This window comes from Streptomyces sp. WAC05374 (assembly GCF_004353505.1).
In the GTDB taxonomy this organism is placed as follows: domain Bacteria; phylum Actinomycetota; class Actinomycetes; order Streptomycetales; family Streptomycetaceae; genus Streptomyces.
The window spans coordinates 128,862-155,250 of sequence record NZ_SMNQ01000003.1 but is presented as its reverse complement, the minus strand read 5'-3'; the positions used below and the strand labels follow the sequence as shown (position 1 = coordinate 155,250).

Annotated in this window: 20 protein-coding genes and 1 tRNA gene; 9 read left to right on the top strand and 12 right to left on the bottom strand. The window is 72.7% G+C overall.

The annotated features are described in order from the left end of the window. Window positions 1–132: 132 nt before the first annotated feature. The 4 genes from E2B92_RS08315 to E2B92_RS08300 all read right to left on the bottom strand — a co-directional run bounded on the left by E2B92_RS08315 (window position 133) and on the right by E2B92_RS08300 (window position 3,730). Window positions 133–1,110 (bottom strand): ribose-phosphate diphosphokinase, encoded by a 978-nt coding sequence (locus E2B92_RS08315; protein ID WP_126889152.1) that lies wholly within the window; start codon window positions 1,108–1,110, stop codon window positions 133–135. A gap of 109 nt (window positions 1,111–1,219) precedes the next feature. After that, window positions 1,220–2,671: a bifunctional UDP-N-acetylglucosamine diphosphorylase/glucosamine-1-phosphate N-acetyltransferase GlmU gene (gene glmU, locus E2B92_RS08310; protein WP_126889153.1), complete on the bottom strand. Its 1,452-nt coding sequence runs from the start codon at window positions 2,669–2,671 to the stop codon at window positions 1,220–1,222. A gap of 109 nt (window positions 2,672–2,780) precedes the next feature. Beyond that, a tRNA-Gln gene (locus E2B92_RS08305) sits at window positions 2,781–2,851 on the bottom strand. 6 nt (window positions 2,852–2,857) lie between these two features. Next, the gene (locus E2B92_RS08300) at window positions 2,858–3,730 is read right to left on the bottom strand and encodes a hypothetical protein (RefSeq protein ID WP_126889154.1); all 873 of its coding nucleotides are present in this window, start codon (window positions 3,728–3,730) and stop codon (window positions 2,858–2,860) included. A 155-nt stretch (window positions 3,731–3,885) separates the two neighbouring features. Here E2B92_RS08300 and E2B92_RS08295 point away from each other — a divergent pair, with 155 nt between their 5' ends. Further along, window positions 3,886–5,205 carry a sensor histidine kinase gene (locus E2B92_RS08295; RefSeq protein ID WP_133087447.1) on the top strand — a complete coding sequence of 440 codons (1,320 nt, stop codon included), beginning with the start codon at window positions 3,886–3,888 and terminating at the stop codon, window positions 5,203–5,205. On the opposite strand, the gene E2B92_RS08290 is transcribed toward E2B92_RS08295, so the two are convergent. Further along, the gene (locus E2B92_RS08290) at window positions 5,192–5,680 is read right to left on the bottom strand and encodes an SUKH-3 domain-containing protein (RefSeq protein ID WP_126889265.1); all 489 of its coding nucleotides are present in this window, start codon (window positions 5,678–5,680) and stop codon (window positions 5,192–5,194) included. The genes E2B92_RS08295 and E2B92_RS08290 overlap by 14 nt on opposite strands. 10 nt (window positions 5,681–5,690) lie before the next feature. Next, window positions 5,691–6,206, bottom strand: coding sequence for a YwqJ-related putative deaminase (locus E2B92_RS08285; RefSeq protein ID WP_126889266.1), 516 nt, complete (start codon window positions 6,204–6,206; stop codon window positions 5,691–5,693). Between the two features lie 227 nt (window positions 6,207–6,433). Between E2B92_RS08285 and E2B92_RS08280 the strand changes: the two genes are divergently transcribed. From E2B92_RS08280 to E2B92_RS08270, 3 genes are all read left to right on the top strand, one after another. After that, entirely contained in the window at window positions 6,434–7,417 is a 984-nt protein-coding gene (locus E2B92_RS08280) for an SMI1/KNR4 family protein (protein ID WP_126889267.1), read from the top strand. Window positions 7,418–7,424: 7 nt separating this feature from the next. After that, window positions 7,425–10,100: an SUKH-4 family immunity protein gene (locus E2B92_RS08275; RefSeq protein WP_133087446.1), complete on the top strand. Its 2,676-nt coding sequence runs from the start codon at window positions 7,425–7,427 to the stop codon at window positions 10,098–10,100. A gap of 100 nt (window positions 10,101–10,200) precedes the next feature. After that, window positions 10,201–11,067: a cellulose-binding protein gene (locus E2B92_RS08270; protein WP_126889269.1), complete on the top strand. Its 867-nt coding sequence runs from the start codon at window positions 10,201–10,203 to the stop codon at window positions 11,065–11,067. A 125-nt stretch (window positions 11,068–11,192) separates the two neighbouring features. On the opposite strand, the gene E2B92_RS08265 is transcribed toward E2B92_RS08270, so the two are convergent. After that, window positions 11,193–12,665: an MFS transporter gene (locus tag E2B92_RS08265; protein ID WP_126889616.1), complete on the bottom strand. Its 1,473-nt coding sequence runs from the start codon at window positions 12,663–12,665 to the stop codon at window positions 11,193–11,195. A gap of 691 nt (window positions 12,666–13,356) precedes the next feature. Between E2B92_RS08265 and E2B92_RS08260 the strand changes: the two genes are divergently transcribed. Both E2B92_RS08260 and E2B92_RS08255 read left to right on the top strand, forming a co-directional pair. Further along, window positions 13,357–14,145 (top strand): ABC transporter ATP-binding protein, encoded by a 789-nt coding sequence (locus tag E2B92_RS08260; protein ID WP_126889306.1) that lies wholly within the window; start codon window positions 13,357–13,359, stop codon window positions 14,143–14,145. After that, on the top strand, window positions 14,142–16,721 hold the full coding sequence (locus E2B92_RS08255; protein WP_126889307.1) for an ABC transporter permease: 2,580 nt from the start codon (window positions 14,142–14,144) through the stop codon (window positions 16,719–16,721). The genes E2B92_RS08260 and E2B92_RS08255 overlap by 4 nt, the downstream gene beginning before the upstream one ends. A 109-nt stretch (window positions 16,722–16,830) precedes the next feature. Here the strand turns inward: E2B92_RS08255 and E2B92_RS08250 are convergent, their stop codons facing one another. The 3 genes from E2B92_RS08250 to E2B92_RS08240 all read right to left on the bottom strand — a co-directional run bounded on the left by E2B92_RS08250 (window position 16,831) and on the right by E2B92_RS08240 (window position 19,482). Further along, the gene (locus E2B92_RS08250; protein ID WP_126889308.1) at window positions 16,831–18,285 is read right to left on the bottom strand and encodes a DUF2079 domain-containing protein; all 1,455 of its coding nucleotides are present in this window, start codon (window positions 18,283–18,285) and stop codon (window positions 16,831–16,833) included. 302 nt (window positions 18,286–18,587) lie between these two features. Continuing rightward, a complete protein-coding gene (locus tag E2B92_RS08245; protein WP_133087445.1) occupies window positions 18,588–18,992 on the bottom strand; it encodes a hypothetical protein in 405 nt (134 codons plus the stop codon). Then, window positions 18,976–19,482, bottom strand: coding sequence for a SigE family RNA polymerase sigma factor (locus E2B92_RS08240; RefSeq protein ID WP_126888763.1), 507 nt, complete (start codon window positions 19,480–19,482; stop codon window positions 18,976–18,978). Before E2B92_RS08240 ends, E2B92_RS08245 begins: the two co-directional genes overlap by 17 nt. Window positions 19,483–19,694: 212 nt before the next feature. Between E2B92_RS08240 and mfd the strand changes: the two genes are divergently transcribed. Beyond that, window positions 19,695–23,225, top strand: a complete 3,531-nt coding sequence (mfd, locus tag E2B92_RS08235; protein WP_126888764.1) for a transcription-repair coupling factor — start codon at window positions 19,695–19,697, stop codon at window positions 23,223–23,225. 234 nt (window positions 23,226–23,459) lie between these two features. Here the strand turns inward: mfd and E2B92_RS08230 are convergent, their stop codons facing one another. Both E2B92_RS08230 and E2B92_RS08225 read right to left on the bottom strand, forming a co-directional pair. Then, window positions 23,460–24,023 carry a dihydrofolate reductase family protein gene (locus E2B92_RS08230; RefSeq protein WP_126888765.1) on the bottom strand — a complete coding sequence of 188 codons (564 nt, stop codon included), beginning with the start codon at window positions 24,021–24,023 and terminating at the stop codon, window positions 23,460–23,462. A gap of 65 nt (window positions 24,024–24,088) precedes the next feature. Beyond that, window positions 24,089–24,646 carry a TetR/AcrR family transcriptional regulator gene (locus E2B92_RS08225; protein WP_126888766.1) on the bottom strand — a complete coding sequence of 186 codons (558 nt, stop codon included), beginning with the start codon at window positions 24,644–24,646 and terminating at the stop codon, window positions 24,089–24,091. A 98-nt stretch (window positions 24,647–24,744) separates the two neighbouring features. Here E2B92_RS08225 and E2B92_RS08220 point away from each other — a divergent pair, with 98 nt between their 5' ends. Together E2B92_RS08220 and E2B92_RS08215 are read left to right on the top strand one after the other, a co-directional pair. Next, the gene (locus E2B92_RS08220) at window positions 24,745–25,599 is read left to right on the top strand and encodes an SCO6745 family protein (protein WP_185923755.1); all 855 of its coding nucleotides are present in this window, start codon (window positions 24,745–24,747) and stop codon (window positions 25,597–25,599) included. 16 nt (window positions 25,600–25,615) lie between these two features. Next, window positions 25,616–26,368, top strand: a complete 753-nt coding sequence (locus E2B92_RS08215; RefSeq protein ID WP_126888768.1) for an HNH endonuclease family protein — start codon at window positions 25,616–25,618, stop codon at window positions 26,366–26,368. Window positions 26,369–26,389: the final 21 nt, after the last annotated feature.

Below are 26,389 nucleotides of genomic sequence, written 5' to 3'. Positions count from 1 at the left end.
GAGCGCGTCGATAACGGACCGCCGCACCTGACCGGTACGGCCTCCCTCGCCGAGCAACTACACCAGTCTAACCGAAAGCGAAAGGCCGCCCCGACCGGTGCGGTCGAGGCGGCCCCTTCACTCAGGCGATGATCAGCCCTGCTCCTCGAACAGGCTGGTCACCGAGCCGTCCTCGAAGACCTCACGCACCGCACGGGCGATCGTCGGCGCGATCGACAGCACCGTGATCTTGTCCAGCTCCAGCTCACCCGGCGTCGGCAGCGTGTTCGTCAGCACGAACTCGCTCACCTTCGAGTTCTTCAGACGGTCCGCCGCCGGACCCGACAGGATGCCGTGCGTCGCCGTCACGATGACGTCCTCCGCACCGTGCGCGAACAGCGCCTCGGCAGCGGCGCAGATCGTGCCACCCGTGTCGATCATGTCGTCGACCAGCACACAGACCCGGCCCTCGACCTCACCCACGACCTCGTGCACCGTCACCTGGTTGGCGACGTCCTTGTCACGACGCTTGTGGACGATCGCCAGCGGCGCGTCCAGACGGTCGCACCAGCGGTCCGCCACCCGCACACGGCCCGCGTCCGGCGAGACCACCGTCAGCTTCGACCGGTCCACCTTCGCACCCACGTAGTCCGCCAGCACCGGCAGCGCCGACAGATGGTCCACCGGACCGTCGAAGAAGCCCTGGATCTGGTCCGTGTGCAGGTCGACCGTGAGGATGCGGTCCGCGCCCGAGCACTTCAGCAGATCCGCGACCAGACGGGCCGAGATCGGCTCACGCCCGCGGTGCTTCTTGTCCTGCCGGGCATAGCCGTACGACGGAATGATCACCGTGATGCTCCGCGCGGAAGCCCGCTTCAGAGCATCGATCATGATGAGCTGCTCCATGATCCACTTATTGATGGGAGCCGTGTGGCTCTGCATCAGGAAGCAGTCCGCACCACGCGCCGACTCCTGGAACCGGACGTAGATCTCACCATTGGCGAAGTCGAAAGCCTTCGTCGGCACGAGGCCGACACCAAGCTGGTGCGCGACCTCCTCGGCCAGCTCGGGGTGGGCGCGGCCGGAGAAGAGCATCAGCTTCTTCTCGCCGGTCGTCTTGATCCCGGTCACAGCACTGTCTCCTCAGACGTGTTCTCTGGCCGCGACCACGTTCCGCGCGAACCAGCCGAATTTGTGTGCACGTATCACGGTACGCCGAGTTCGACGCACCTGTTTCCGGTCAGCCCTCGTCAGAAGCCTGCTCGGAGGCCGCGGTGGCCGCCTGCGCGGCAGCACTGCCGGGCCGCTTCCGCGCGACCCAACCCTCGATATTCCGCTGCTGGCCACGGGCGACAGCGAGCGAACCGGGCGGTACGTCCTTGGTGATCACCGAGCCGGCAGCGGTGTACGCGCCGTCCCCGACCGTGACAGGAGCCACAAACATGTTGTCCGAGCCAGTACGGCAGTGCGACCCGATCGTCGTGTGGTGCTTGCTCTCACCGTCGTAGTTCACGAACACACTCGCCGCACCGATGTTCGAGTACTCGCCGATCGTCGCGTCCCCGACATACGACAGGTGAGGCACCTTCGACCCCTCGCCCACCCGCGCGTTCTTCATCTCCACATACGTGCCGGCCTTCGACTTCGCACCCAGCAGCGTCCCCGGACGCAGATACGCGTACGGACCCACCGTCGCGCCCTCACCCACGTCCGCCCGGTCCGCCACCGTGTTGTCCACCCGGGCACCCACACCCACCCTGGTGTCCTTCAGCCGGCTGTTCGGCCCCACCTCGGCGTCCTCCGCCAGATGCGTCGACCCCAGCAGCACCGTGTTCGGATGCACCACCACGTCCCGTTCGAACGTCACCGTCACATCCACGAACACCGACGCCGGGTCCACCACCGTCACACCGGCCATCATGGCCCGCTCCAGCAGCCGGTCGTTCAGCAGCCGCCGCGCCTCCGCCAACTGCACCCGGTTGTTGATCCCCAGGATCTCCCGGTGATCCCCCGCCACCGACGCACCGACCCGGTGCCCGGCCTCGCGCAGGATGCCCAGCACATCCGTGAGGTACTCCTCACCCTGACTGTTGTCCGTCCGCACCTTGCCCAGCGCGTCCGCCAGCAGCTTCCCGTCGAACGCGAACACCCCGGAGTTGATCTCCCGGATCGCGCGCTGCGCGTCCGTCGCGTCCTTGTGCTCCACGATCGCCGTCACGGCGTCCGTCTCCGGGTCACGGATGATCCGCCCGTACCCGGTCGAGTCCGGCACCTCGGCCGTCAGCACGGTCACGGCGTTGCCGTCGGCCGCGTGCGTCGCCGCCAGCGCGGTCAGCGTCTCACCGGACAGCAGGGGCGTGTCACCGCACACCACGACCACGGTCCCGTCCAGCGCCTCGGCCCCCAGCTCCTCCAGGGCCATCCGCACCGCGTGCCCGGTGCCGTTCTGCTCGTACTGCACGGCGGTACGGGTACCGGCGTAGAACTCGTCCAGGTGCGCGGTCACCTGCTCGCGGGCATGCCCGACGACGACACAGAGGTGCGCGGGGTCCAGCTCGCGTGCCGCCGAGACGACGTGTCCGACGAGCGAACGCCCGCAGATCTGATGCAGGACCTTGGGGGTCTTCGACTTCATGCGGGTGCCCTCACCCGCTGCGAGGACGACGACGGCTGCCGGGCGGTTGGCGCTCACGGGAATGCCCTTCGGCTTCGGGTGGTGGACACCCGCAGGATACCGGGGGGTTTCAGGGCGGAAATGAGGGCGGGTCCTGACGGTGAGGTCAGGACCCGAACCTGGGGGGCTCCCGGGGGAGGACTCGAACCCCCATATGGAGAACCAAAATCTCCCGTCTTGCCCTTAGACGACCCGGGATGGGCGTTATGTCCGATTTCCTCGAAGGGGTGCGGACGCAGCCCCTACTATGCCGTACCAAGACCCTTCAATGCGACGGTAGAGATCGGCACTCTGAAGGACGCGGATGGCAAGGCAGCCGTGGTAGCCCTGCGAGGTGTTCTTCCGGTTGGTCTTCGGGTTGTGCCTCTTGAGTGTCGTCCTGCCCAGCATGCGCACGTCTTCGCCCACGACCTCCGCCCAGAAGCGCTCCGCTTCCCCGACGTCGGCCGACTCGTGAACGTGCACGTGATAGCGCAGTTGCTCCCTCTTTACGCCGAGCAGGGTCAGCCAGGACAGGAAAACCTCGATCATGCCGGGGTCGCTATTGATGAAGGTGACCCGTTCCTGTGGGCGGTGCGCTTTGGATTTGGTGCCCTCCGCCCAGTAGAGGCCCACGCCCGCCAGGAACAGCTCGCGTTCGGAGAGATCGCCGACCGCGTTCGCGGCTGCCGTCTTGGTCTGTTCCCGTTCGGCGTCACGTCGCTGAAGGGTGGCCTCCCACCCCCGTCTGGCGATCGCTGACGCCTCCTCGCGGGTGCGCTTCCGCTCCGGCTTCGGCAGATCCCTCACCCACAGCGAGATCGAGCTCTTCGAGCAGCCCAGCTCGACCTGGATCTGGTCGTAGGTCATGCCCTGGAGGCGCAGCTCCCGGGCCTTAGCCCGGAGGTCGTCCTTGGCGTTGGGACGTTTCGTCCACTCCGGCGCGGGCTCGCCTTCGAGCAGGCGATTCAGGATGTCGTTGTTGTCGACGTGCAGTCGGTCGCGGATCTGGCGGCGGCTGAGGCCCTGCCTGCGCAGGGCGACGGCCTGTTCGCGCAGGCCCTCGAAGTCGGCGTACTTGCCGATGGTGGTGGTCACGTGGACAGGTTCGTCCGGAATGTGGACGTCCGGGTCGAATGCGCGGTCGATTCACGTGTTCGAGGGATCAACGCGCGTTGCGCGTGCGGATCGGCGCGGTTTGTGGTGCCGCGGTCGCCGGAAAATGGGTCGCGCCCGCCCGTAGGCTGGAAGACATGACCACAACGGGGGCACACCAGGATGCTGCGGGCGCGACCGCCCGGGGCTGGTGGTGGTGGGGGCGGCGGCGCAGCGCCGTGCTGGATGTGACGCTGGGGGCCGTGTCGGCCCTGGAGTGTGCGGCGGAGGGTGTCGGGTTCGCGGAGAACGCCGGGTTGCCGGTGCCGGTCGGGGTGTTGTTCGGGCTGGTGGCCGGGGCGGTGCTGGTGGTGCGGCGGCGGTGGCCGGTCGCCGTGGTGCTGGTGTCGATCGCGATCACGCCGGCCGAGATGGGTTACCTGATGGGGATCGTCGGGCTGTACACGCTCGCCGCCTCGGAGGTGCCGCGGCGGATCATCGCCGCGCTGGCGGGGATGTCGCTGGTCGCGGTGCTGATCGTGACGTTCGTGCGGGTGCGGCAGGACATCGCGTCGGCCGATTTCGATCCGGGGCCGTGGTACGTGCCGCTGATGGCGGTGTTCATGTCGCTGGGTCTGAACGCGCCGCCCGTGCTGTTCGGGCTGTACATAGGGGCGCGGCGGCGGTTGATGGAGAGCTTGCGGGAGCGGGCGGACAGCTTGGAGCAGGAGTTGTCGCTGCTGGCTGATCGTGCGGAGCAGCGGGCGCAGATGGCGCGTACGGAGGAGCGGACGCGTATCGCGCGGGAGATGCACGATGTGGTGGCGCACCGGGTGAGTCTGATGGTGGTGCATGCGGCGGCGCTTCAGGCGGTGGCGTTGAAGGATCCGCAGAAGGCGGTGAGGAACGCGGCGCTGGTGGGGGACATGGGGCGGCAGGCGTTGACGGAGTTGCGGGAGATGTTGGGGGTTCTGCGGGCGGGGGATGGGGTTCCGGCGCGGGGGTCGGTGCCGCTCGAGGCGGTGGGGCGGGCGGCGGCGGCCGCGGCGGGGCGTGAGGTGGGTGCCGTGGAGGAGGGGCCGTGTCTGGACGCGGTGGAGGAGTTGGTGGAGCAGTCGCGGCAGGCGGGGATGGCGGTGGAGCTGCGGGTGATGGGGGAGGCGCGGCCGTGTGGGGCGGCGGTGGAGCGGACGGCGTACCGGGTGGTGCAGGAGGGTTTGACGAACGTCCACAAGCATGCGCCGGGTGCGCGGGTGGTGGTGCGGTTGGCGCACCGGGACGGTGAGGTGGCGATGCAGGTGGAGAACGGGCCGTCGGACGGCGGGGTGGCGGATGCGGGGCTGCCGAGTGGGGGGAACGGTCTGGTGGGGATGCGGGAGCGGGTGGTGGCGCTGGGTGGGGTGTTCGTGTCGGGGCCGACGGATGAGGGTGGTTTCAAGGTGTCGGCGGTGTTGCCGGTGGAGGTCAGGGGGAGCTGAGCCGGGCGGGTTGGGCGCCGGTGATGAGGAGGGCGAGGGCGTGGTCGATGTCGGGGCCGAGGTACCAGTCGCCGGCGTGGTCGAGGCTGTAGACGCGTCCTTGGGCGTCGATGGCGAGGACGGCGCGGTTGTCGGCTTCTTCGCCGAGGGGGGCCATGTCGGTTTCGAGTGCGCGGCCGAGGTCGGCGAGGCTGCGGGCGTGGTGGAGTCCGGCGAGTGGGTCGAGGTGGACGGGTGTGGGGGCGATCTGTCGGCCGGGTCCGGGTGCGTGGATGTGGAGGCCGCCGAATTCGGCCCAGGCTTCGACGGCGGCGGGGAAGACGCTGTGGCGGTGGCCGGCGGGGGAGACGTAGGCGCGGAGGGTGTCGGCCCATTGTTCGGCTTGTTTGATGTCCCAGCGGCCGGGCTGCCAGCCCGCTTCCCGGAGTGTGGCGTCGACGGCGACGGGGAAGCGGGTGGTGTTGAGGTCGGGCATGTGTGTGCGGTCAGCCGTTCTGGGCGGTGGTGGGGTCGACGGGGCGTACGCCGAAGTGGGCGAGGAGTGCGGCGCAGGAGCGGCAGGGGGCGGCGTAGCTGCCGTGGAGGGGGTCGCCGTCCTCGCGGATGCGGCGTGTGGTGATTTTGGCGTGTTTGAGGGAGCGGCGGGCTTCGCCTTGGCTGAGGGGTTTGCGCTGGGCGCGTTTGGAGCGGCCGGCTTCGGTGGCGGTGAGGTGGCGGGAGAGCAGGATGGCTTCGGGGCAGCGGCCGGTGAAGCGTTCGCGCTGGCCGCTGGTGAGGGTGTCGAGGAAATCCTGTACGAGGGGGTGGAGGGTGGGGGGCCGGTCGCCTCGGCCGGCGGTGCAGGTGAGGGTTTCGCCGCGTACGGAGAGTGCCGCTCCGACGGTGGGCAGGATGCCGTCGCGTCGGTGGCGCAGTATCGGGGTGAGGTTGGGGCTGTTGTTGCTCCAGCTAAGGCGTGGGTCACCCGTGGTGGGCGTTGTGCCTGGTCGCGCTGCGTGCATGGTGCGTGTCGTCCCCTCTGCAATCCCCCGAGTTGCGGGGAACAGCCTGCCAAATGGGTGAGCTGATGGGGAAGCGGGGGCGCTGAATCGTGTGATCGGTGTGTCGTGTGATCGTCGGTGGGTCACCTGGGTGTGACGGTTGGTCACCGAAGCGGAGGCCGGGTTCCCCCTGTTGCCCCACCGCATAGGCTGTGCGGACCAGCCAGCAGCAGCAGGGGGCATCCGCCATGACGACAGGTCGGCTCGGGCAGCAGAGTGCCGCGCCACCGAACGCGGCCTACGCCGGGCAGGTCGTGCATTTCCCGGACCCGGTCCGGGCCGCCCGGCATCCCGGTGGGGTGCGTATGGACGGGGACGGCCGTCCGGACTTCTCGCCGTACGCGCGGGCGGCGGCGGAGATCGCCGAGCCGCCGGAGGGGTTCGGTGTGGACGAGCTGCGGCTGACGGACTACGTGTCCGCGAACGCCGCGCTGGCCGCGTCGGGGCACGAGTTGTGGGACACGGTTCCGGCGGTGGCGACGCCGCACGGCTGGACCTGGCACCACGTGGCGGGTACGCGCCGGATGGAGCTCGTTCCGGTGGAGGTGAAGGCGCTGCTGCGGCACCACGGGGGGCTGGCGACGGCTGCCGTGGACCATGGCAAGCGCGGTACGCGTCCGTTGCAGGAGACGCGGCCGGCGCACTTCGGGCTGCCGAAGGGGGCGCTGTCGGTGTCCGAGGCGCAGTTGCAGGGTGTGGAGGAGGACCTGGGGTACCGGCTTCCGGGGGCGTACCGCTCGTTCTTGAAGGCGGCGGGCGGGTGTGCGCCGGTGGGCGCGGCGCTCGATCCGGAGCTGGGGCTGCTGGTGGACCAGCCGTTCTTCACGGTGCGGGACGAGGCGGCGGTCAATGATCTGGTGTACGTCAACAAGTGTCTGCGTGATCATCTGACGAAGGACTACCTGGGTGTGGCGTTCGTGCAGGGTGGTCTGCTGGCGGTGAAGGTGCGGGGCGGCGGTGACGTCGGCTCGGTGTGGTTCTGTGCGTACGACGACGCTCGTGACCAGGACGGCCTGACGGTGCAGGACCGGGTGGACCGGCTGCTGTTGCCGTGCGGGGCGGATTTCGACGAGTTCCTCCAGCGGTTGGCTGGCAATCCGCCGGAGCTGGAGACGGTGGCGAACCTGATGGTGGACGGCGGCTTCGCGCGGGCCGTTCCGGTGGGGGTGTGAGCTTTCGATGGTGACGTTCGCGCAGGCGCAGGAGCGGGCGGAAGAGTGGGTCAACGGTGACGTGCCCGCGTACCAGCATCGTGAGGTGCGGGTGCGGGAGTTCGAGCTGGGGTTCGTGGTGTGGGCGGAGGACCGGGAGAACGGGCCGACGTCGGACGGCGGGCGTCAGCGGCTGGTGATCGCCCGGGACAGTGGTGAGGCGACCTTGTGGCCGGGGTTGCCGGTGGGTGAGGTGATCCGCCGGTACGAGGAGGAGTACGGGGCGCCGGCGGCGGCGCCGGTTCCGGCCGCGGAGCCGCCGGAGCGGATCGATCTGAACCAGACGTCGTTCCTGTTGAGCCCGCCGGAGTGGCTCCAGGACGCTGCGGACAAGTTGGGCATTCCGGACCGGCGTTCGGGGGGTGCGGAGACGTCCGGTGGGGGCGCTTCCGCGGCTGCCCCGGGTGCGGGCACCTCTGGTGGTGTGGGTGCCGGCGGTGCCGGTTCCTTCGGTGGTGGTGGTGCCGATGGTGCTCTTGGTGGCGCCTCGGGTACTTCCGGTGGCTCCGGTACTGCCGGCGTCGGTGTGGCGGGCAGGGATCGTGGGGATTCCCTGCTGTCCGTGCCCGCCGACGCCGCCCCTGCGGATGCCGTGCCGATGGATGCCGTGCCGGTGGACGCCGTGCCGGCCGGGCCCGGCGGCTCGGGGACGACCGGGCACGGGTCTCACGTCGAGGGCACCGCCTGGCCGGCCGCCCCCGGGGACCACGAGCCCACCACGCCCGACGGCGTGCCCGCCTCGGCGCCCTGGAGCGACGTCAACGCGCCCGGAGGCGACGGTGACGACGCCTCCGTACCGCTGCCCGCGACCGTCTTCGCGCCGCCGCTGTCGGGGTCGGACGACGACGACACGCCGCCGCCCGCGGTGGGGGCCGACGCCCCGACCGCGCTGCTGCCGGGCGGCAGTCAGCTCCCGCGCACCGCCATCGCGCCCGCGCTGGACCCGCAGCTCGCGGCGGGCGACATCGCGGACGCCGCGACCAGCAAGGCCGCCCTGCCGCCGCGCGGCGCCCGCCCCTCGCGGGGCACCGGTCCGACGACTCCGCCGCCGCCCGGCGCGCCCGGCACCCCTGGTGCGCGGCCGCCCGCGTCGGGCCCGGGCGCGCCCGGGGCGCCGGCCGGCGGGTACGTACCGACGCAGCTCGTGTCGCAGTTGCCGCCCGACGGCACACCGCCGCCCGGTGTGCCCGCTCCTCCGCCGCCCCCGGGCGCCACCCCGCCCCCGGGTGCCACACCCCCTCCAGGTGCCACGCCGCCTCCGGGCGGTGGGGTGCACCACGCGGCGACGATGCTGGCGCACCCCGGTCCGGGCGGGCCGGGCGGGCCCGGTGCTCCGCCGCCGCCCGCGCCGCCCGCGCCCCCGGGTGCCACGCCGCCTCCGGGCGGTGGGGTGCACCATGCCGCGACGATGCTGGCCCATCCCGGCCAGGGCGGGCCCGGCGCGCCGCCCCCGCCCGGACCTCCCGGGGCCCCTGGTGCGCCCGGTGCGCCCGGTGCTCCTGGTGCGCCCGGTACGCCGCCGCCTCCGGCGCCCCCCGGCGTCCCCGGCGGCGGGGTGCACCATGCGGCGACGATGCTGGCCCAGCCGGGCCCGGGCGGTCCGGTGCCGCCTCCGGCTCCCGCACCGGCGCCGCCCGCGTACGGGTACCCGCAGGCGCCGCCCACCGGTATGCCGACCGTCGGCCCCGGCTACCAGGCCGTGCTGCGCTACCGCGCGCCCGACGGCTCCGAGGCGCAGCTCATCCGCCGCTCGGCGCCCGGTACGCCGCACCCCGAGTGGCAGATCCTGCACGAGCTGCGCGCCATGAACGTGCCGCCGCAGCAGGTGCTGGAGCTGCACACCGAGCTGGAGTCCTGCGAGCTGCCCGGCGGTTACTGCGCCCGGATGATCCGGGAGACGTGGCCGCAGGCGCGGATCACGTCGATCGCCCCGTACGGGCGGGACCACGCGAGCCGCCAGCAGGGCATGCGGCAACTGATCGCCCACCAGGGCGAGCTGCACCAGGTCGCCGACGGTCCGGCACGTCCGGCGCCGTTGCGGGTGCCGCTGCCGCCGGTGCAGCCCGCGCCGCCGGTTCCGCCGGAGGGCATCGCGCAGGAGCTGGCGGGGGCGTTCGGGCCGCAGGGCATCTGCCGGTTCGACCAGCGGGCCGTGTCGCGCCAGGGTGTGCCGGAGCTGGTGGCGCGCACGCTGGTGTGGGCGGGCCTGCCGGCGGACTTCGGGCCGTTCTTCTGGGCGCAGCCGGCCCAGCCGGTGGTGCCGACGCTCGCCGAACTGGCCGCGCAGCGGCAGGTGCAGCCCGCGTCCGACGCGGGTTCGTACCTGGTGATCGGCTCCGACTTCGGGCGGGCCCTGTGCGTGCAGTACGGGACGGCGCACATCGTCGCCGTACCCGTGGAGGCCGGTCCGGACGGGCGGCCGGCGGCGCCGCAGTTCGTCAACAGCGGGCTGCCGGAGTTCACCCGCTGCCTGGCACTGCTGGGACGGATGTGGCGGCTGCGGTTCGGGCTGACGCCGGAGCAGGCGGGCCGCTGGACGGTCGACTTCCAGGCACAGTTGGCGATGCTGGACCCGGCGGCGCTGTCGTCGCCGGAGAGCTGGTGGTCGGTGCTGCTGGAGCAGATGTGGGACGGACTGCTGTAGACCGGTCATGACCGGCCTGTCGTAGCCGTACATGGCGTAAAGGCGCCCCTTTCCGTCCGTTCGGGTTGTTGCATCCTGGACGGGGAAAGGGGCGTCAGTCATGAGCGGGTTTGCTGTCGTGTGGGGACGCGGCTACCGGACCGAGCAGGTGGACCGGGCCGTCGCCGGCCTGGAGGCGGAGCGGGAGGCCGCCGGGCGGCGGGCGGACGAGCTCGCCGTACGGGTCGGGGAACTGGCGGCCGAGGCGGCGCGGCTGCGGGAGTTCGTGGCGGAGCTGCCGCCGCAGCGGTACGAGACGCTGAGCCGCCGCGCGCAGGAGATCCTCGCCCTCGCGGAGGAGGAGGCCGACGCGCTGCGGGCGGACGCGCTCGACGAGGCGCGGCGCCTGGCCGACGAGGCGGAGGCGGATGCCCGGTCGGTGCGGGACGCGGCGCGGGAGGCGGCGGACGCGGTACGGGGCCGGGCCGGGGCGCGGGCGGAGGAGACCGTCGCGGAGGCGCGGCGCACGGCCGGGCACACCCGGGCGGAGGCGCTCGCCGAGGCGGAGGAGCGGCGGGGCGAGGGGCTGGCCGCCCTGCGGGAGGCGCGCGGGCGCGCGGAGCGGCTGGTGGCCGCGCAGGAGGCCCGGCACACCGAGCGGCGGGAGGCGCTGGAGCGTGAGGTGGCGGCGCGGGAGGCCGAACTGGCGGCGCGGCACGAGGAGCTGACCGGGGCGGCCGAGGCGCGTCTCGCGGAGGCGGAGCGCGCCCTGGCCGAGGCCGCCGAACAGGCGTGGCACGGCCAGGAGGAGGCCGACGCCCGGGCGGGTGCCCTGCTGGCGGAGGCACGACTGCGGGCCGAGCGGGTGGAGCGGGAGACGGCCCGCGTGCTGCGGGAGCACGAGACGGCACGCGACGAGGTGCGGGCGCACATGGCGCATGTACGCAGCAGCCTGGCGGCGCTGACGGGGCGTACGGACGCGGGGTGACGGACGGTTCCGGAGGCGGGGTGAGGACGTGGGGCGACGGGCGGTTCCGGACGCGGGGTGAGGGGCGGTTCCGGACGCGGGGCGGGTCCGGGGGTTTATGGAGCGGGGCGGCGGGTGGACCCGGTTCAGGCGGGCCGGTCGTCCTCGGTGAGGACCGGGAAGCGGCGCGGGGCGAGGGTCAGGAGGACCACCAGCGCCAGGGCGCCGGCCGCCGCGGCGCCGACGTACACGTACTCCACCGCCGCGTCCACCGCCGTGGGCGTGAGCGCGCCGGGGTCGTCCAGGCCGCCCTCGGTGAGCCGGGTGGAGAGGACGGCGTTGGCGATCGCCCCGAAGAGCGCCGCGCCCAGGCTCTGTCCGACCTGGCGGCAGAAGAGGACGGACGCGGTGGTGGTGCCGCGCTCGGACCACGGGACGGTGGACTGGACGCCGACGATGAGCGGGAGCTGCACGAGGCCGAGGGCGGCGCCCAGCAGCAGCATGAGCAGGGCCGGTTGCCATGGCTCGCCCGGGTAGGGCAGGAGCGGGAAGGCCAGCAGGACGAGCACGGCGAGGCTCACGCCGAGGACGGCCGTGAGCCGGAAGCCGATGCGGGCGTAGACGCGGTTGGAGAACGCCGCGCTGATCGGCCAGGACAGGGTCATCGCCGACAGGACGAACCCCGCGGCGATGGGGCCGAGGCCCAGCACGGACTGGGCGTACGTGGGGAGGAAGGCGGTCGGGGCGACCATCAGCAGGCCCAGCGCGCCGAGGGAGAGGTTGACCGCCGCTATGGTGCGGCGGCGCCAGACCCAGCCGGGGATGATCGGTTCGGCGGCGCGGCGTTCGATCAGGACGGTGACGGCCATCAGGACCGCCGCGCCCGCGAACAGCGCCAGGGACGGCGGGGAGAGCCAGGGCCAGGCCACGCCGCCCTGGACGAGGGCCGTGAGCAGCAACGTACCGGTGGTGAAGATCGCCAGAGCTCCCGGCCAGTCGACGCGGACCTTCCTGCGGACGCCGCTTCCGTCGCCGGTCCGGGCATCGTTCCGTTCGTCGGTGCGGACGCCGCTTCCGTCGCCGGTCCGGTCCTCGGCGCGGGCGGGTTCGGTCAGGTGGCGGGCGACCAGCCAGAGCGTGAGGGCGCCGACGGGCAGGTTGACCAGGAAGATCAGGCGCCAGTCCGCGTAACCGGCGAGCAGTCCGCCGAGCGCCGGGCCGGCCACCGAGGAGGTCGCCCACACCGTGGACAGCCGGGCCTGGATCCTGGGGCGTTCCTTGAGCGGGTACAGGTCGGCGGCGATGGTCTGCACGGTGCCTTGCAGGGCGCCGCCGCCCAGCCCCTGGACGATGCGGAAGGCGATGAGGGACGCCATGCTCCATGCGGCGGCGCACAGCAGTGAGCCGATCAGGAACAGCACGATGCCGGTGATGAGGACGGGCTTGCGGCCGAAGGTGTCGGACAGCTTCCCGTAGACGGGGAGGGTGACGGTCACGGCGAGCAGGTAGCCGGAGAAGAGCCAGGAGAACACGGACAGCCCGCCCAGGTCGCCGACGATCTGCGGTACGGCGGTGGAGACGATCGTCCCGTCGAGCGCGGCCAGGGCCATGCCCAGCATGAGCGCCGCGACCACCGGCCCACGGCGGCGGCCCGCGGCGGCGGCACCGGGCACGGGCGCCTCGGCGGGGGTGGCCGTGGGGTCCTCGGGGGTGGCCGGGGGGCCGCCCGGCGTCGCCGTGCGGTCGGCGGGGGCGGCCGCAGGACCGGCGGGCGTCGGGGGCGCCGTGTCGGCCGTGCGGCCGGGCGCTGTCGCGTCGGCTTCGGACACCGAAAGTCCCTTCCCTATGCACGTATTTCGTCGCGACAGCCTCTCACTCCCTCCACGGGTGGAGAACCCCTAGGGGCACCTCCCTACATCTGCCCAGGGGGTGTTCGTCCCGCCGGAGGACGTGCGGGTACGGGGTCGTTCCTTAGCTTGTTCTTAAGGGCGCCGAGCCGCCGCGACGGCGGTGGGGGTGGGGAAAACCCCAGGGCGAAGACTGCGCTGGGCACCAGTGCGCTCGGGTACGGGGCGGCGGAAGACTGGTGTGCGTGAGCGGGGGCTCGATGCCCACGGCACGTGGACCGCCCGTCCGGCGACCGCCCAGCGATCGTCCAGCGGCGTTCCGGCGTTCCGGCGTTCCGGCGTCCCGGTCGGCGTTCCGGCGTTCCGGCGTTCCGGTACCCCGGCTGTGACCGGGTTCCGGTGCTCCGGCGTCCGGGACTGCGGCACACCGATATTCAGTGATACCCGATATAGGAGACTTACGGTGACAACGGCTGTGACCATCCCCAGGCACGGGGGTACTGGAGGGCGTACGGCCGTCGCGGCGCGGGCGCGCCAGGTCGTCAAGGCGTACGGGGCGGGCGAGACCCGCGTCGTCGCACTGGACCACGTCGACGTGGACATCGCACGCGGGCAGTTCACCGCGATCATGGGGCCTTCCGGTTCCGGCAAGTCGACCCTGATGCACTGCCTGGCCGGCCTGGACACCGTGACGAGCGGGGAGATCCTCCTCGACGAGACGGAGATCACCAGGCTCAAGGACAAGAAGCTGACGCAGCTCCGCCGGGACCGGATCGGTTTCATATTCCAGGCGTTCAACCTGCTGCCGACGCTCAACGCGATCGAGAACATCACGCTGCCCATGGACATCGCCGGCCGTAAGCCCGACGCGGCCTGGCTCACCCGGGTGGTGGAGACCGTGGGGCTGGCCGAGCGGCTCAAGCACCGGCCCTCGCAGCTCTCCGGCGGCCAGCAGCAGCGCGTGGCGGTGGCCCGCGCGCTGGCGGCCCGGCCCGAGATCATCTTCGGTGACGAGCCGACCGGCAACCTGGACTCCCGGGCGGGCGCGGAGGTGCTGGGCTTCCTGCGCCGGTCCGTCGACGAGCTGGGTCAGACCATCGTGATGGTGACGCACGACCCGGTGGCCGCGAGCTACGCGGACCGCGTGCTGTACCTGGCGGACGGGCGCATCGTCGACGAGATGTTCCGGCCGACCGCCGAGGCCGTCCTGGACAGGATGAAGGACTTCGACGCGCGGGGGCGGACATCGTGACCGTCGTCAGAACTTCCCTGCGCAACTTCTTCGCGCACAAGGGCCGCATGGCGCTGTCGGCGGTCGCCGTGCTGCTGTCGGTGGCGTTCGTGAGTGGCACGCTGGTGTTCACGGACACCATGAACACGACGTTCGACAAGCTGTTCGCGGTGTCCGCCGCCGATGTCACCGTCAGCCCGAAGTCGGCCGCGACCGACGACGAGATGCCGCAGACCGGCCGGCCCGAGGCGCTGCCCGCGTCCGTCGTGGGGCGGGTCGAGGCGGCGGAGGGCGTCCGCTCCGCCGAGGGCGCGGTCGTCTCGACGAGCGTGACCGTCGTCGACGCCGACAACAAGAACATGGGCTCCACCAACGGCGCCCCCACCATCGCGGGCAACTGGACGCGCAACGACCTGCGGTCGATGGAGGTCACCTCCGGGCACGCGCCGCGCGGGCCGACCGAGGTGATGGTCGACGCCGACACCGCCGAGAAGCACGGCCTGAAGCTCGGCGACGAGCTGCGCACGATCGCCGTCACCGGTGACTTCACGGCGAAGATCTCCGGCATCGCCTCCTTCAAGGTCACCAACCCCGGCGCGGCCGTCGTCTACTTCGACACCGCCACGGCCCAGCGTGAACTGGTCGGCAAGGAGGGCCTGTTCACCCACGTGTGGGTGACCGCCGACTCCGGTGTCGGCCACGAGCAGCTCAAGAAGAACGTGGCGTCCGTCCTGGAAGGGCCGTACCGGCTCCAGACGCAGGCGGAAGCGGCCGACGCGGGACGGGAGGACGTCGCGGGATTCCTCGACGTGATGAAGTACGCGATGCTCGGCTTCGCCGGGATCGCCTTCCTCGTCGGGATCTTCCTGATCGTCAACACCTTCTCCATGCTGGTCACCCAGCGCACGCGCGAGATCGGCCTGATGCGCGCCATCGGGTCCAGCCGTACCCAGGTCAACCGGTCGGTCCTCATCGAGGCGGTGCTCCTCGGGGTCATCGGCTCGGTGCTGGGTGTGGGTGCCGGTGTGGGCCTGGCGATCGGCCTGATGGAACTGATGTCGTCGGTGGGCATGCAGTTGTCGACGCAGGACCTCACGATCAGGTGGACGACCCCGGCCATCGGGCTGTTCCTCGGCATCGTCGTCACCGTCCTGGCCGCGTACATACCGGCCCGCCGGGCCGGCAAGGTGTCCCCCATGGCCGCCCTGCGGGACGCGGGCACTCCGGCGGACGGCAAGGCCGGTGTCGTGCGCGGCGTCGTGGGCCTGGTGCTGACCGGTGCGGGCGGCGCGGCGCTGTACCTGGCGACCGCGGCGGACAAGGCGGGCGAGGGGTCGCTGTTCCTCGGGGCCGGTGTGATCCTGAGCCTGATCGGCTTCGTCGTGGTCGGCCCGCTGCTGGCGGGCGGCGTGGTGAAGGTCATCAGCGCCGTCCTGCTGCGGGTGTTCGGTCCGGTGGGGCGGATGGCGGAGCGCAACGCGCTGCGCAACCCGCGCCGGACGGGCGCCACCGGCGCGGCCCTGATGATCGGGCTCGCCCTGGTCGCCTGCCTGGCGGTGGTCGGCTCCTCGATGGTCGCCTCCGCGACGGAGGAGCTGGACAAGTCGGTCGGCGCCGACTTCATCGTCCAGAGCGCGAGCGCCGACGGCCGGCCGATCGTGCCGCAGGCCCAGGCGGCCGTGGAGAAGGCACCGGGCATCGCGCACGTGACGGAGTACAGGCTGGTGTCCGCGCGGCTGACGTCCCCGGACGGGAAGGCGGAGGACGAGGGCGTCGTCGCCGCCGACCCCACGTACGCCGACGACCTGCGCCGCGAGACCGTCGGGGGAGACCTGGCGGCCGCGTACGGCGAGGGCGCGATGTCCGTCGGCAGTGACTACGCCGGCCGGCACGGGGTGAAGGTCGGCGACACCATCGCGGTGGCCTTCAAGGGCGGTGAGACCGCGAGGCTGAAGGTCGCGGCGATCACCTCCGACGACACCAACGTCGACAAGGGCGCCATGTACACGAACATCACGACGGCCGAGAAGTACCTGCCGGCCGACAGGATGCCCAAGAGCATGATCATGTTCGCGAAGGCGGAGGAGGGCAAGGAGAGCGAGGCGTACGCCGCGCTGAAGGAGTCGCTGGCCGCCTATCCGCAGTACAAGGTGCAGAACCAGACCGACTTCAAGCAGGACCTGAAGGACCAGGTCGGGCAGTTGCTGAACATCGTGTACGGGCTGCTGGCGCTGGCGATCATCGTGGCGGTGCTCGGGGTGGTCAACACCCTGGCCCTGTCGGTGGTCGAGCGGACCCGGGAGATAGGTCTGATGCGGGCCATCGGCCTGTCGCGCCGTCAGCTTCGCCGGATGATCCGCCTGGAGTCGGTGGTCATCGCCCTCTTCGGTGCCCTGCTCGGGCTGGGGCTCGGCATGGGCTGGGGCACGGCGGCGCAGAAGCTGCTGGCCCTGGAGGGGCTGGAAGTGCTGGAGATACCGTGGCCGACGATTCTGACGGTGTTCGTCGGGTCGGCGTTCGTGGGGCTGTTCGCGGCGCTGGTGCCGGCGTTCCGGGCGGGCCGGATGAACGTGCTGAACGCCATCGCCACCGAGTGACCGGGTAGCCGGGGGCCGGTTCAGCGGCCCCGCGATCGGCGGCGGTCCCGGTGAGCACCGGGGCCGCCGTGCCGCTGCCGGGCCGGGGTCTCGCGCCCGGCCCGCCGGCTCACTTCTGGCCGGTGCGCCGTTCCAGCAGCAGGTAGCCGCCCGCTTCGCCTGCCACGCGGTAGCGGGCGTCCGGGTGGAGCTGCCGGGCGTAGGTGTGCGGGTCGCGCACCCACCCGGAGGAGTTGTTGAGCGCGATCCAGTCGGGCGTCACGCCCCGGGTGTCGCCCACCCACATGACGCGGCAGCGGCCGGTCAGGCGGCTGATCGGCCCGACGTTGGCCTCGACCGTCGCGCCGTCCGGGATGCGGTCGAGGAGCTCCTCGGCCGCGACGACCCGCGGCGGCGTGCGGTAGGTGGCGGCCTCGGTGAGCGTCGCGAGGGGGAGCGAGGTGGTCAGGGCGAGCGCGGCCGCGGCGGCGCAGGCCGGAAGCCGGTCCGCGTACGTGCGCAGCCAGGGGCGCGGGCTGCGGCGGGAGATGTCGGCGGCGTCGGCGAGGGCGAGGAACAGGACGGGCATCAGGACCGCGCTGTAGTGCCAGTCGGTCGACCAGTAGTGGTCGTCGCCGGACAGGAATCGCCAGCCGACGGTGGGCGCGGCGGCCAGCAGGAGGGGGGAGCGGAGGGCCAGCAGGCCGGTGGTGGGCAGCAGCAGCCAGGCGAGGGTGCGCAGCTTGGTCTCCGCGCCGGCGAAGGGCGAGGGGCCGCCGTCGACCTTGGACCAGTAGTCGTAGCCGCCAGTGGTGTTGAAGGCCGGGATGACGGCGGTGAGGGTGAGGAGGGTGGCGGCCGCGCCGAGGACGGCGACGCCGAGCGCGTACAGGGGGGCGCGGGACGGGTCGTGGCGGGCCCGCCAGGCGACGGCCAGGGCGATCGCGGTGAGGGTGATGCCCAGGTCCTCCTTGACCAGGACCAGTGGTGCGGCCCACAGGAGGGCGGCGCGCCACCGCCGGCCCAGGAGGGCTTCGAGCGAGAAGGCGATCAGCGGGACGGCGAAGCAGATCTCGTGGAAGTCGAAGTCGGCCGCCTGCTGGATGCCCCACGACAGCCCGTAGGCGATGCCGATGCACAGGCCGGAGGCCCGGCCCAGCAGGCGGGTGGCGGCCCGGGTGACGGGCACGGCGGCGAGGGCGAAGAGCGCGGCCTGGGCGACGAGGAGCGTGACGGGGGTGGGGAAGAGCCGGTAGGCGGGGGCGAGCAGGGCGGTGACGGGGCTGAAGTGGTCGCCGAGGATGTTGGCGCCGGGGCCCTTGAGGTCGGCGACCGGGGGCTGGAAATGGGCGTAGGCGCGGACGGCCTGCTCGAAGATGCCCAGGTCCCAGGAGCGGGTCTCCATGCGGCGGTACCGCATGACGGAGAGGGTCGTGTACGCGGCGAACAGCGCGAGGGCGAGGAGGTGGGGGGCGCGGTCCGTCCAGGTCCGCTGCCGGACCGCGGGCACGGAGGCACGGCGCGGTCCGGGTATCGGTATCGGTCCGGTGTCGTCGGCGGGCTGGGCGAGGACGGCTCCACGCATGGGTGAGGGGCTCCTTGGGTCACTCTCGGGTCGCTCCCGGGCGCCACGGGCGGTGGCGCTCCCGGTCGCGGGCGGCGCTGGTGGGGCGGCGGTCGTGGGGGGCGGGGGGTACGGGGGCTGGTGGGGCCGGGGCTGGGCGGGGCCCCATGGCTGGGCTGGGCTGACTCTTGGGGTGTGGGAGTAACGGGGCTGGTGGGGCTGGGCGGGACTTGAGGGGCTGGGCGGGGCCCTGGCTGGGTTCGTGGGGGCTGCGGGGTGGGTGGTGACTGCGGGGTGGGTGGGGATTGTGTGGCTTGCGGGGCCTATGGGGCGGGGGATGACGACGGGAAGGCGGTGCCCGTGGGGGTGGCGGACGGGGACGCGGAGGACGTGGGTGTGGGGGGAGCCGGGGACGTGGGCGTGGGGGAGGTGGGCGGGGGAGACGAAGGTGGGGACGGGGACGGGGAGGGGGCGGTGGGGGAGGGCGGGGCGGCGGGAGGGGGCGGGGCCTCCGGGCGCGGGCCGACCACGCCCAGGGCGGCCGCCGTGGCCAGGACGCACACGGCGGAGGCGGCCGCGGCGGCCACCGTACGGCGCCGGCGGCGCATGCCCCGTGCCGTCACCTGTGCGGCCGGTTCGGGCACGGCGGCCCGCGCCCCGGTCGCGGCGGCGGCCTTGAGGGCGGCGGCGAGGGCCCCGTCGAGGGCTTCGTCACGCGGATCGGTCACCGTGCTGCTCCTGGGCTTCCTCGAGGTGGGGGGCGAGGGCGTTCCTGGCCCGCGACAGGTGCGTCTTGACCGTCCCGGCGGAGGTGCCGGTCTCGGCCGCGACCTGCTCCACGGTCAGGTCGCACACGTAGTGCAGGACGGCGGCCCGCCGCTGCCGGTCGGGCAGCCGGCGCAGCGCCGAGACCAGGGCGACCGTCCCGGGGCCCGGCGCGGGCACCGTGTCCGGGCGGCCGCCCGCGTGCCGGCGCCATGCCTCGGCGGCCCGCCCCCGGCGCCGCCACCGGCTGACGGCGAGCCGCCAGGCGACGGTGCGCACCCACGCCTCGGGCCCGGCGTCGCGGGACAGACGGGAGCGGCGCCCCCAGGCGCGGACGAAAGCCTCCTGGACCACGTCCTGGGCCTCGTGGAGGTCGCCCGTCATCAGGTAGAGCTGTCCGACGAGCCGCGTGACGGAGTGGGCGTAGAGCTCCTGGAACTCCTCTTCGGTCAATGCGGCTCCCAGCGGTCGGACAGGGTCTCATGGCGTATACGTCCGGGGCGACGGTTCCGGTTGACATCCCACCGCACGTATTTTCGGACGCTTCGTGGGGCGGGAGAGGTTTCGGGGGCGGCTGTCGGACCGACGTCGTACGCTGGGAACCCCCGGCCCGTGCGACGTGTCGGGCGGTTCGCGTTGCCCACACCCTCCGGATGGACGCCTTCATGAGCTTGCACGGTCTGCTCGACGCCGTCGCCAAGGACCCCGCCCTCACCGAAGCGGTGAAGGCCGCCGCCGATGGTCACCGGGCCCACGTCGACCTGGTCGGCCCGCCCGCGGCGCGCCCCTTCGCGCTGGCCGCGCTGGCCCGGGACGCCGGCCGCCCGGTGCTCGCCGTGACGGCGACCGGCCGGGAGGCGGAGGACCTGGCGGCCGCCCTGCGCAGCCTGCTGGACCCGGACGGCGTCGTCGAGTACCCGTCCTGGGAGACGCTGCCGCACGAGCGCCTCTCGCCCCGCTCCGACACCGTGGGCCGCCGGCTGGCCGTGCTGCGGCGCCTGGCCCACCCGTCGGCGGACGACCCGGCGACCGGCCCGGTCTCGGTGGTCGTCGCGCCCGTGCGTTCCGTGCTCCAGCCGCAGGTCAAGGGGCTGGGCGACCTGGAGCCGGTGTCGCTGCGCACCGGTCAGCAGGCCGACCTGAACGACGTGGTGGACGGCCTCGCGGCGGCCGCGTACGCGCGCGTGGAGCTGGTCGAGAAGCGCGGTGAGTTCGCGGTGCGCGGCGGGATCCTGGATGTGTTCCCGCCGACGGAGGAGCACCCGCTGCGCATCGAGTTCTGGGGCGACGACGTCGAGGAGATCCGGTACTTCAAGGTCGCCGACCAGCGGTCGCTGGAGGTCGCGGACCACGGCCTGTGGGCGCCGCCGTGCCGTGAGCTGCTGCTGACGGAGTCGGTGAAGGCCCGGGCGGCGGCGCTGGCGGAGGAGCACCCGGAGCTGGGCGAGCTGCTCGGCAAGATCGCCGAGGGGATCGCCGTGGAGGGCATGGAGTCCCTCGCCCCGGTCCTGGTCGACGACATGGAGCTGCTGCTCGACGTGCTGCCGAAGGGCTCCATGGCGGTGGTGTGCGACCCGGAGCGCGTGCGCACCCGGGCGGCCGACCTGGTGGCCACCTCGCAGGAGTTCCTGCACGCCTCGTGGGCGGCGACGGCCGGGGGCGGCGAGGCGCCGATCGACGTGGGCGCGGCGTCCCTGTGGGGCATCGCGGACGTCCGGGACCGGGCGCGCGAGCTGGGGATGATGTGGTGGTCGGTGTCGCCGTTCGCCGCCGACGAGGAGCTCGACGCGGACACGCTCAAGCTGGGCATGCACGCGCCGGAGTCCTACCGGGGCGACACCGCCCGCGCGCTCGCCGACACCAAGGGCTGGCTGGCGGACGGCTGGCGCACGGTCTTCGTCACCGAGGCGCACGGCCCGGCGGCCCGCACGGTGGAGGTGCTGGGCGGCGAGGGCATCGCGGCCCGTCTGGACGCCGACCTCACCGACATCTCGCCGTCGCTCGTGCACGTGGCGTGCGGTTCGATCGAGTACGGCTTCGTCGACCCGGCGCTCAAGCTCGCCGTCCTCACCGAGACCGACCTGTCCGGCCAGAAGGCGGCCGGCAAGGACGGCCAGCGGATGCCGACGCGCCGCCGCAAGACGATCGACCCGCTGACCCTGGAGACCGGCGACTACATCGTCCACGAGCAGCACGGCGTGGGCCGCTACATCGAGATGGTGCAGCGCACCGTCCAGGGCGCCACCCGCGAGTACCTCCTCGTCGAGTACGCGCCCGCCAAGCGCGGCCAGCCCGGTGACCGCCTCTACATCCCCACCGACCAGCTCGAGCAGGTCACCAAGTACGTCGGCGGCGAGGCCCCGACGCTGCACCGGCTCGGCGGCGCGGACTGGACGAAGACCAAGCAGCGCGCCAAGAAGGCGGTCAAGGAGATCGCCGCCGACCTGATCAAGCTGTACAGCGCCCGTATGGCCGCTCCGGGTCACGCGTTCGGCCCGGACACCCCCTGGCAGCGGGAGCTGGAGGACGCCTTCCCGTACGCGGAGACCCCCGATCAGCTCTCCACCATCGCCGAGGTGAAGGAGGACATGGAGAAGACGGTCCCGATGGACCGCCTGATCTGTGGTGACGTGGGGTACGGCAAGACGGAGATCGCCGTGCGCGCCGCGTTCAAGGCGGTGCAGGACGGCAAGCAGGTCGCCGTGCTGGTGCCGACGACGCTGCTGGTGCAGCAGCACTTCGGCACGTTCTCCGAGCGGTACTCCCAGTTCCCGGTCGTGGTGCGGGCCCTGTCCCGCTTCCAGACGGACGCGGAGGCGAAGGCGACGCTGGAGGGTCTGAAGGACGGTGCGGTCGACATCGTCATCGGCACGCACCGGCTGTTCTCGTCCGAGACGAAGTTCAAGGACCTGGGCCTGGTCATCGTCGACGAGGAGCAGCGTTTCGGCGTCGAGCACAAGGAGCAGCTCAAGAAGCTGCGGGCCAATGTCGACGTGCTCACCATGTCCGCCACCCCCATCCCCCGCACGCTGGAGATGGCGGTCACGGGTATCCGCGAGATGTCGACCATCACGACGCCCCCGGAGGAGCGGCACCCGGTCCTCACCTTCGTCGGCCCGTACGAGGAGAAGCAGATCGGCGCGGCCATCCGCCGTGAGCTGCTGCGCGAGGGCCAGGTCTTCTACATCCACAACCGGGTCGAGTCGATCGACCGCGCGGCCGCCCGCCTCCGCGACATCGTGCCCGAGGCGCGGATCGCCACCGCGCACGGCCAGATGTCCGAATCGGCCCTGGAGCAGGTGGTGGTGGACTTCTGGGAGAAGAAGTTCGACGTCCTGGTGTCCACCACGATCGTCGAGTCGGGCATCGACATCTCCAACGCCAACACCCTCATCGTCGAGCGCGGTGACAATTTCGGCCTCTCCCAGCTCCACCAGTTGCGCGGCCGCGTCGGCCGTGGCCGCGAGCGGGGTTACGCGTACTTCCTCTACCCGCCGGAGAAGCCGCTGACGGAGACCGCCCACGAGCGCCTGGCGACGATCGCCCAGCACACCGAGATGGGCGCCGGCATGTACGTGGCGATGAAGGACCTGGAGATCCGGGGCGCGGGCAACCTGCTCGGCGGCGAGCAGTCCGGCCACATCGCGGGCGTCGGCTTCGACCTGTACGTCCGCATGGTGGGCGAGGCGGTCGCGGACTACCGCGCGTCCCTCGAAGGCGGCGTGGAGGAGGAGCCGCCGCTGGAGGTCAAGATCGAGCTTCCGGTCGACGCGCACGTCCCGCACGACTACGCGCCGGGCGAGCGGCTGCGCCTCCAGGCGTACCGGGCGATCGCCTCCGCCAACTCGGAGGAGGACATCAAGGCGGTCCGCGAGGAGCTCACCGACCGCTACGGCAAGCTGCCCGAGCCGGTGGAGAACCTGCTGCTGGTGGCGGGTCTGCGCATGCTGGCCCGCGCGTGCGGCGTCGGGGAGATCGTCCTCCAGGGCCCGAACATCCGCTTCGCCCCGGTGGAGCTGCGCGAGTCGCAGGAGCTGCGCCTGAAGCGCCTCTACCCCCGTACGGTGATCAAGGCGCCCACGCACCAGATCCTGGTGCCCCGCCCCACCACGGGCAAGATCGGCGGCAAGCCGGTGGTCGGACGCGAACTGCTGGCGTGGACGGGCGAGTTCCTCACGACGATCCTGGGCTCGTAGGGCCCCTCGGGGGCGGCCTCCGCTGCGGGGCCGCCCTTGGGCGCACGCATGGTGGTGCATGGTGGTGCGCGGGCTCGCCCGACCTACCGGTCGGTGACCGTGCGGGGCTGGTACGAGCCCCTCGACGGAGGCGTGACCGCGTTGGTGCGGCCGTATCTGCGGCGTACGAGCGGGAGGCGGCCGCCGAGCCGGTGGACGCCGGTTCCGCCGGCGCACCGCCTGCCGCGCCGCCCCTCAGGGGCGCTTCGGCTCCAGGTGCAGGGCCGTGATCCCGCAGTCGAACTGGCGGGCGGCGACCAGGTGGAGCTTCTGGTGGGCGCCGGTGTCGGCGAAGACGGGCAGGCCGGAGCCGAGTGCCACGGGGTTGACGAGCAGGTGGAGCTCGTCGAGGAGGTTCGCGGCGATCAGGCGCTGGGCGAGCGTGGCGCCGCCGTAGGTGATGAGGTCGCCGCCCGGGCCGGACGTCAGCTCGGCCACGATCTTGGTGAGGTCTCCGCCCATGACCGTGGCGTTCTCCCAGGGCGACTCCGCCAGGCTGTCGGAGATGACGACCTTGGGCGTGTTGTTCATCTTGTCGATGGACGCCTGGTCCTCGCCCTCGGGGCCGGCCGCCCAGGCGGGGATGAAGCCCTCGGCGAGCTTGCGGCCCAGCACGATGCGGTCGACGGGTTCGGTGAGCGCGTCGAGGTAGGCGTTGATGTCGTCGGTCCAGGGGCACGTCAGCCAGTCCATCTCGCCGTTCGGGCCGGCCATGTAGCCGTCGACGCTCATCTGGACCTGGAGCTTGAACCTGCGCATGGGGTGCTCTCCTTCAGTGGGTGACGTTCAGACCGGCGGCGTCCCCGAAACTCATCGGCCGCCGTTCAGTCCGCCGTGAACAGCATCCCGGCCAGCGAGCGGAAGACGTCCTCCGGGGCGCGGTCGCCCACCGGGCCGGTGAGGTTGTGGGTCAGGAGCAGCGTCGCGAAGCCGTGGGCCAGGGACCAGGCCGCGACGCCCGCGAGACGGGGGTCGTCCGTGTCGACGGCCCCGGCCACGGCCTCGCGGAGGCGGTCGCCCGCCCGGGTGCGGGCGGCGAGCAGGCCCGGGTCGTCGGGGTGATGGAGGTCGGGCTGGAACATGACCTGGAAGTGCGCGGGGTGGTCCATGGCGAAACGTACGTACCGGACGCCCGCGTCGCGCAGGTCGGCGGCTTCCGTGAGGGCCGCCGCCAGGAGGTCGAAGCCCTCGGCCGCGACGGCCGTCAGCAGGCCGGCGCGGTCCTTGAAGTGGTGGGCGGGGGCGGCGTGCGAGACGCCCGCGCGGCGGGCCAGGTCGCGCAGGCTGAGGGCGGCCGGGCCGTCGGTGCGGATGACGTCGAGGGCGGCGGTGAGGACGGCCCGTCGCAGGTCGCCGTGGTGGTAGGCGCGCTGGGTGGTCATGAGGCCACCGTACGCGGAATCTAGGCATTGACAAGTTCGGCGGCCGGGAGCACGCTGGGGGTACGCAATCTAGTCACTGTCTAGATCGGGGAGTGGTCATGGACGTCGCACGCGTACGCCAGATGTGGCACCTGCTGGAGCCGCTGCACGCGGTGCTCTACTACGCGCCGGAGACCTTCGAGGAGGCCGCCGCACTCGGGTACGCGACCGACGAGCGCTGGCCGTCCTACTTCGCGTGGCGCGCGGCGCCCCTGGGCCCCGTGGGCGCCGGACAGGTGGCGTCCGCGTTCTACAGCTTCAGCCCGGCGATGGTGGAGCGGCACGTGCCGGAGGCCTGGCGGGTCGCCGCGCCCGGGGACGTCCTGGCCGCGCGGCTGCGGGCGATGGACCGGTTCTACCGGCGGCTGCCGGGGGCGGACGTGGACGCGCTGAAGGAGGCCGCCGACCTGGCCCGGCGCGCCGCCGAGGCTGCCGTGCACGCCGGGCGACCCCTCGCCGCCGCCAATGCGGCCCTCCCGTGGCCCGACGCGCCGCACCTGGTGCTGTGGCAGGCCGCGACGGTGCTGCGCGAGCACCGCGGCGACGGCCACCTGGCCGCGCTGCTCGCGGCCGGGCTCGACCCGGTCGAGGCGCTCGTCTCGTTCGCCGCCGTCGGGGCCGCGTCCACGGAGACCTTCGCGAGCCGCGGCTGGAGCGCGGACGAGTGGGCCGCCGCCCGTGAACGGCTCGCCGCGCGCGGGCTGGTGGCGGCCGACGGCGGCGCGACCGACGCCGGGCGGGCGCTGCGGGCCGAGGTCGAGCGGCGTACGGACGAACTGGCCGCCGGACCGTGGGCGGTGCTCGGCGAGCACGACACCGCCCGGCTCTCGGAGCTGCTGGGCGGTGTGTGGCTCGCGGTTCTGGGAAGCGGGCTGCTGCCGCGCGAGAACACCCTGGGGGTGGGCAAGGTCTGACACCTACGATGCCTGCATGCCTACGCCCCGGACAGCCCTGCCCGCCGCGCTCCTCGCCGTCACCGCGTCCCTGGCCGCCGGCTGCGACGCCGTCGGCGCCGGAGACCCGGCACCCGCACCGGGCGGCGCCTCCACGGGCGCGGCCGGCCCGCTGGACAACCCGGACGGTACGAAGCGGGGCCTCGCGCCCGTCACCTCCGACGCCGACCGGGCCGAGGCCCGGCGGCTCATCGAACGGCTCACCGTCAAGGGCCGCGGGCCGAGGACCGGTTACGACCGGGACGAGTTCGGCTACGCCTGGATGGACACCGCCGACGGCGTACCGCTGGCGCGCAACGGCTGCGACACCCGCAACGACCTGCTGCGCCGCGACGGCCGGGACCTGCGCTTCCGCGCCGGTTCGGACTGCGTCGTCGTGGCGATGACCCTGGACGACCCGTACACCGGCGAGGACATCACCTGGAAGAAGGCGAAGGCCGCCGAGATGCAGATCGACCACGTCGTCCCGCTGTCCTACGGCTGGCAGATGGGCGCCGCCCGCTGGCCGGAGGACAAGCGCGAACGGCTCGCGAACGACCCGCTGAACCTCCTGCCCGTCGACGGCCCGGCCAACTCCGCCAAGGGCGACTCCGGCCCGGCGTCCTGGCTGCCGCCCCACAAGGCGGTCCGCTGCGCCTACGCGGTGCGGTTCGCCCAGGTGGCGGTGAAGTACGAACTGCCCGTGACCCGGGCGGACAAGGGAGCCATGCTGCGCCAGTGCGGCGGCTGAGACGTACGGGAAATGGGTTGG

Coding starts and splice junctions, on each gene's coding strand:
- E2B92_RS08250 (WP_126889308.1), bottom strand. CDS start 18,285: ATGCGTGGAGCCGTCCTCGCCCAGCCCGCCGACGACACCGGACCGATA.
- E2B92_RS08230 (WP_126888765.1), bottom strand. CDS start 24,023: ATGCGCAGGTTCAAGCTCCAGGTCCAGATGAGCGTCGACGGCTACATG.
- E2B92_RS08225 (WP_126888766.1), bottom strand. CDS start 24,646: ATGACCACCCAGCGCGCCTACCACCACGGCGACCTGCGACGGGCCGTC.
- E2B92_RS08280 (WP_126889267.1), top strand. CDS start 6,434: ATGACGACAGGTCGGCTCGGGCAGCAGAGTGCCGCGCCACCGAACGCG.
- E2B92_RS08285 (WP_126889266.1), bottom strand. CDS start 6,206: ATGCACGCAGCGCGACCAGGCACAACGCCCACCACGGGTGACCCACGC.
- E2B92_RS08220 (WP_185923755.1), top strand. CDS start 24,745: ATGGACGTCGCACGCGTACGCCAGATGTGGCACCTGCTGGAGCCGCTG.
- E2B92_RS08295 (WP_133087447.1), top strand. CDS start 3,886: ATGACCACAACGGGGGCACACCAGGATGCTGCGGGCGCGACCGCCCGG.
- E2B92_RS08215 (WP_126888768.1), top strand. CDS start 25,616: ATGCCTACGCCCCGGACAGCCCTGCCCGCCGCGCTCCTCGCCGTCACC.
- E2B92_RS08270 (WP_126889269.1), top strand. CDS start 10,201: ATGAGCGGGTTTGCTGTCGTGTGGGGACGCGGCTACCGGACCGAGCAG.
- mfd (WP_126888764.1), top strand. CDS start 19,695: ATGAGCTTGCACGGTCTGCTCGACGCCGTCGCCAAGGACCCCGCCCTC.
- E2B92_RS08265 (WP_126889616.1), bottom strand. CDS start 12,665: ATGCTGGGCATGGCCCTGGCCGCGCTCGACGGGACGATCGTCTCCACC.
- E2B92_RS08290 (WP_126889265.1), bottom strand. CDS start 5,680: ATGCCCGACCTCAACACCACCCGCTTCCCCGTCGCCGTCGACGCCACA.
- E2B92_RS08275 (WP_133087446.1), top strand. CDS start 7,425: ATGGTGACGTTCGCGCAGGCGCAGGAGCGGGCGGAAGAGTGGGTCAAC.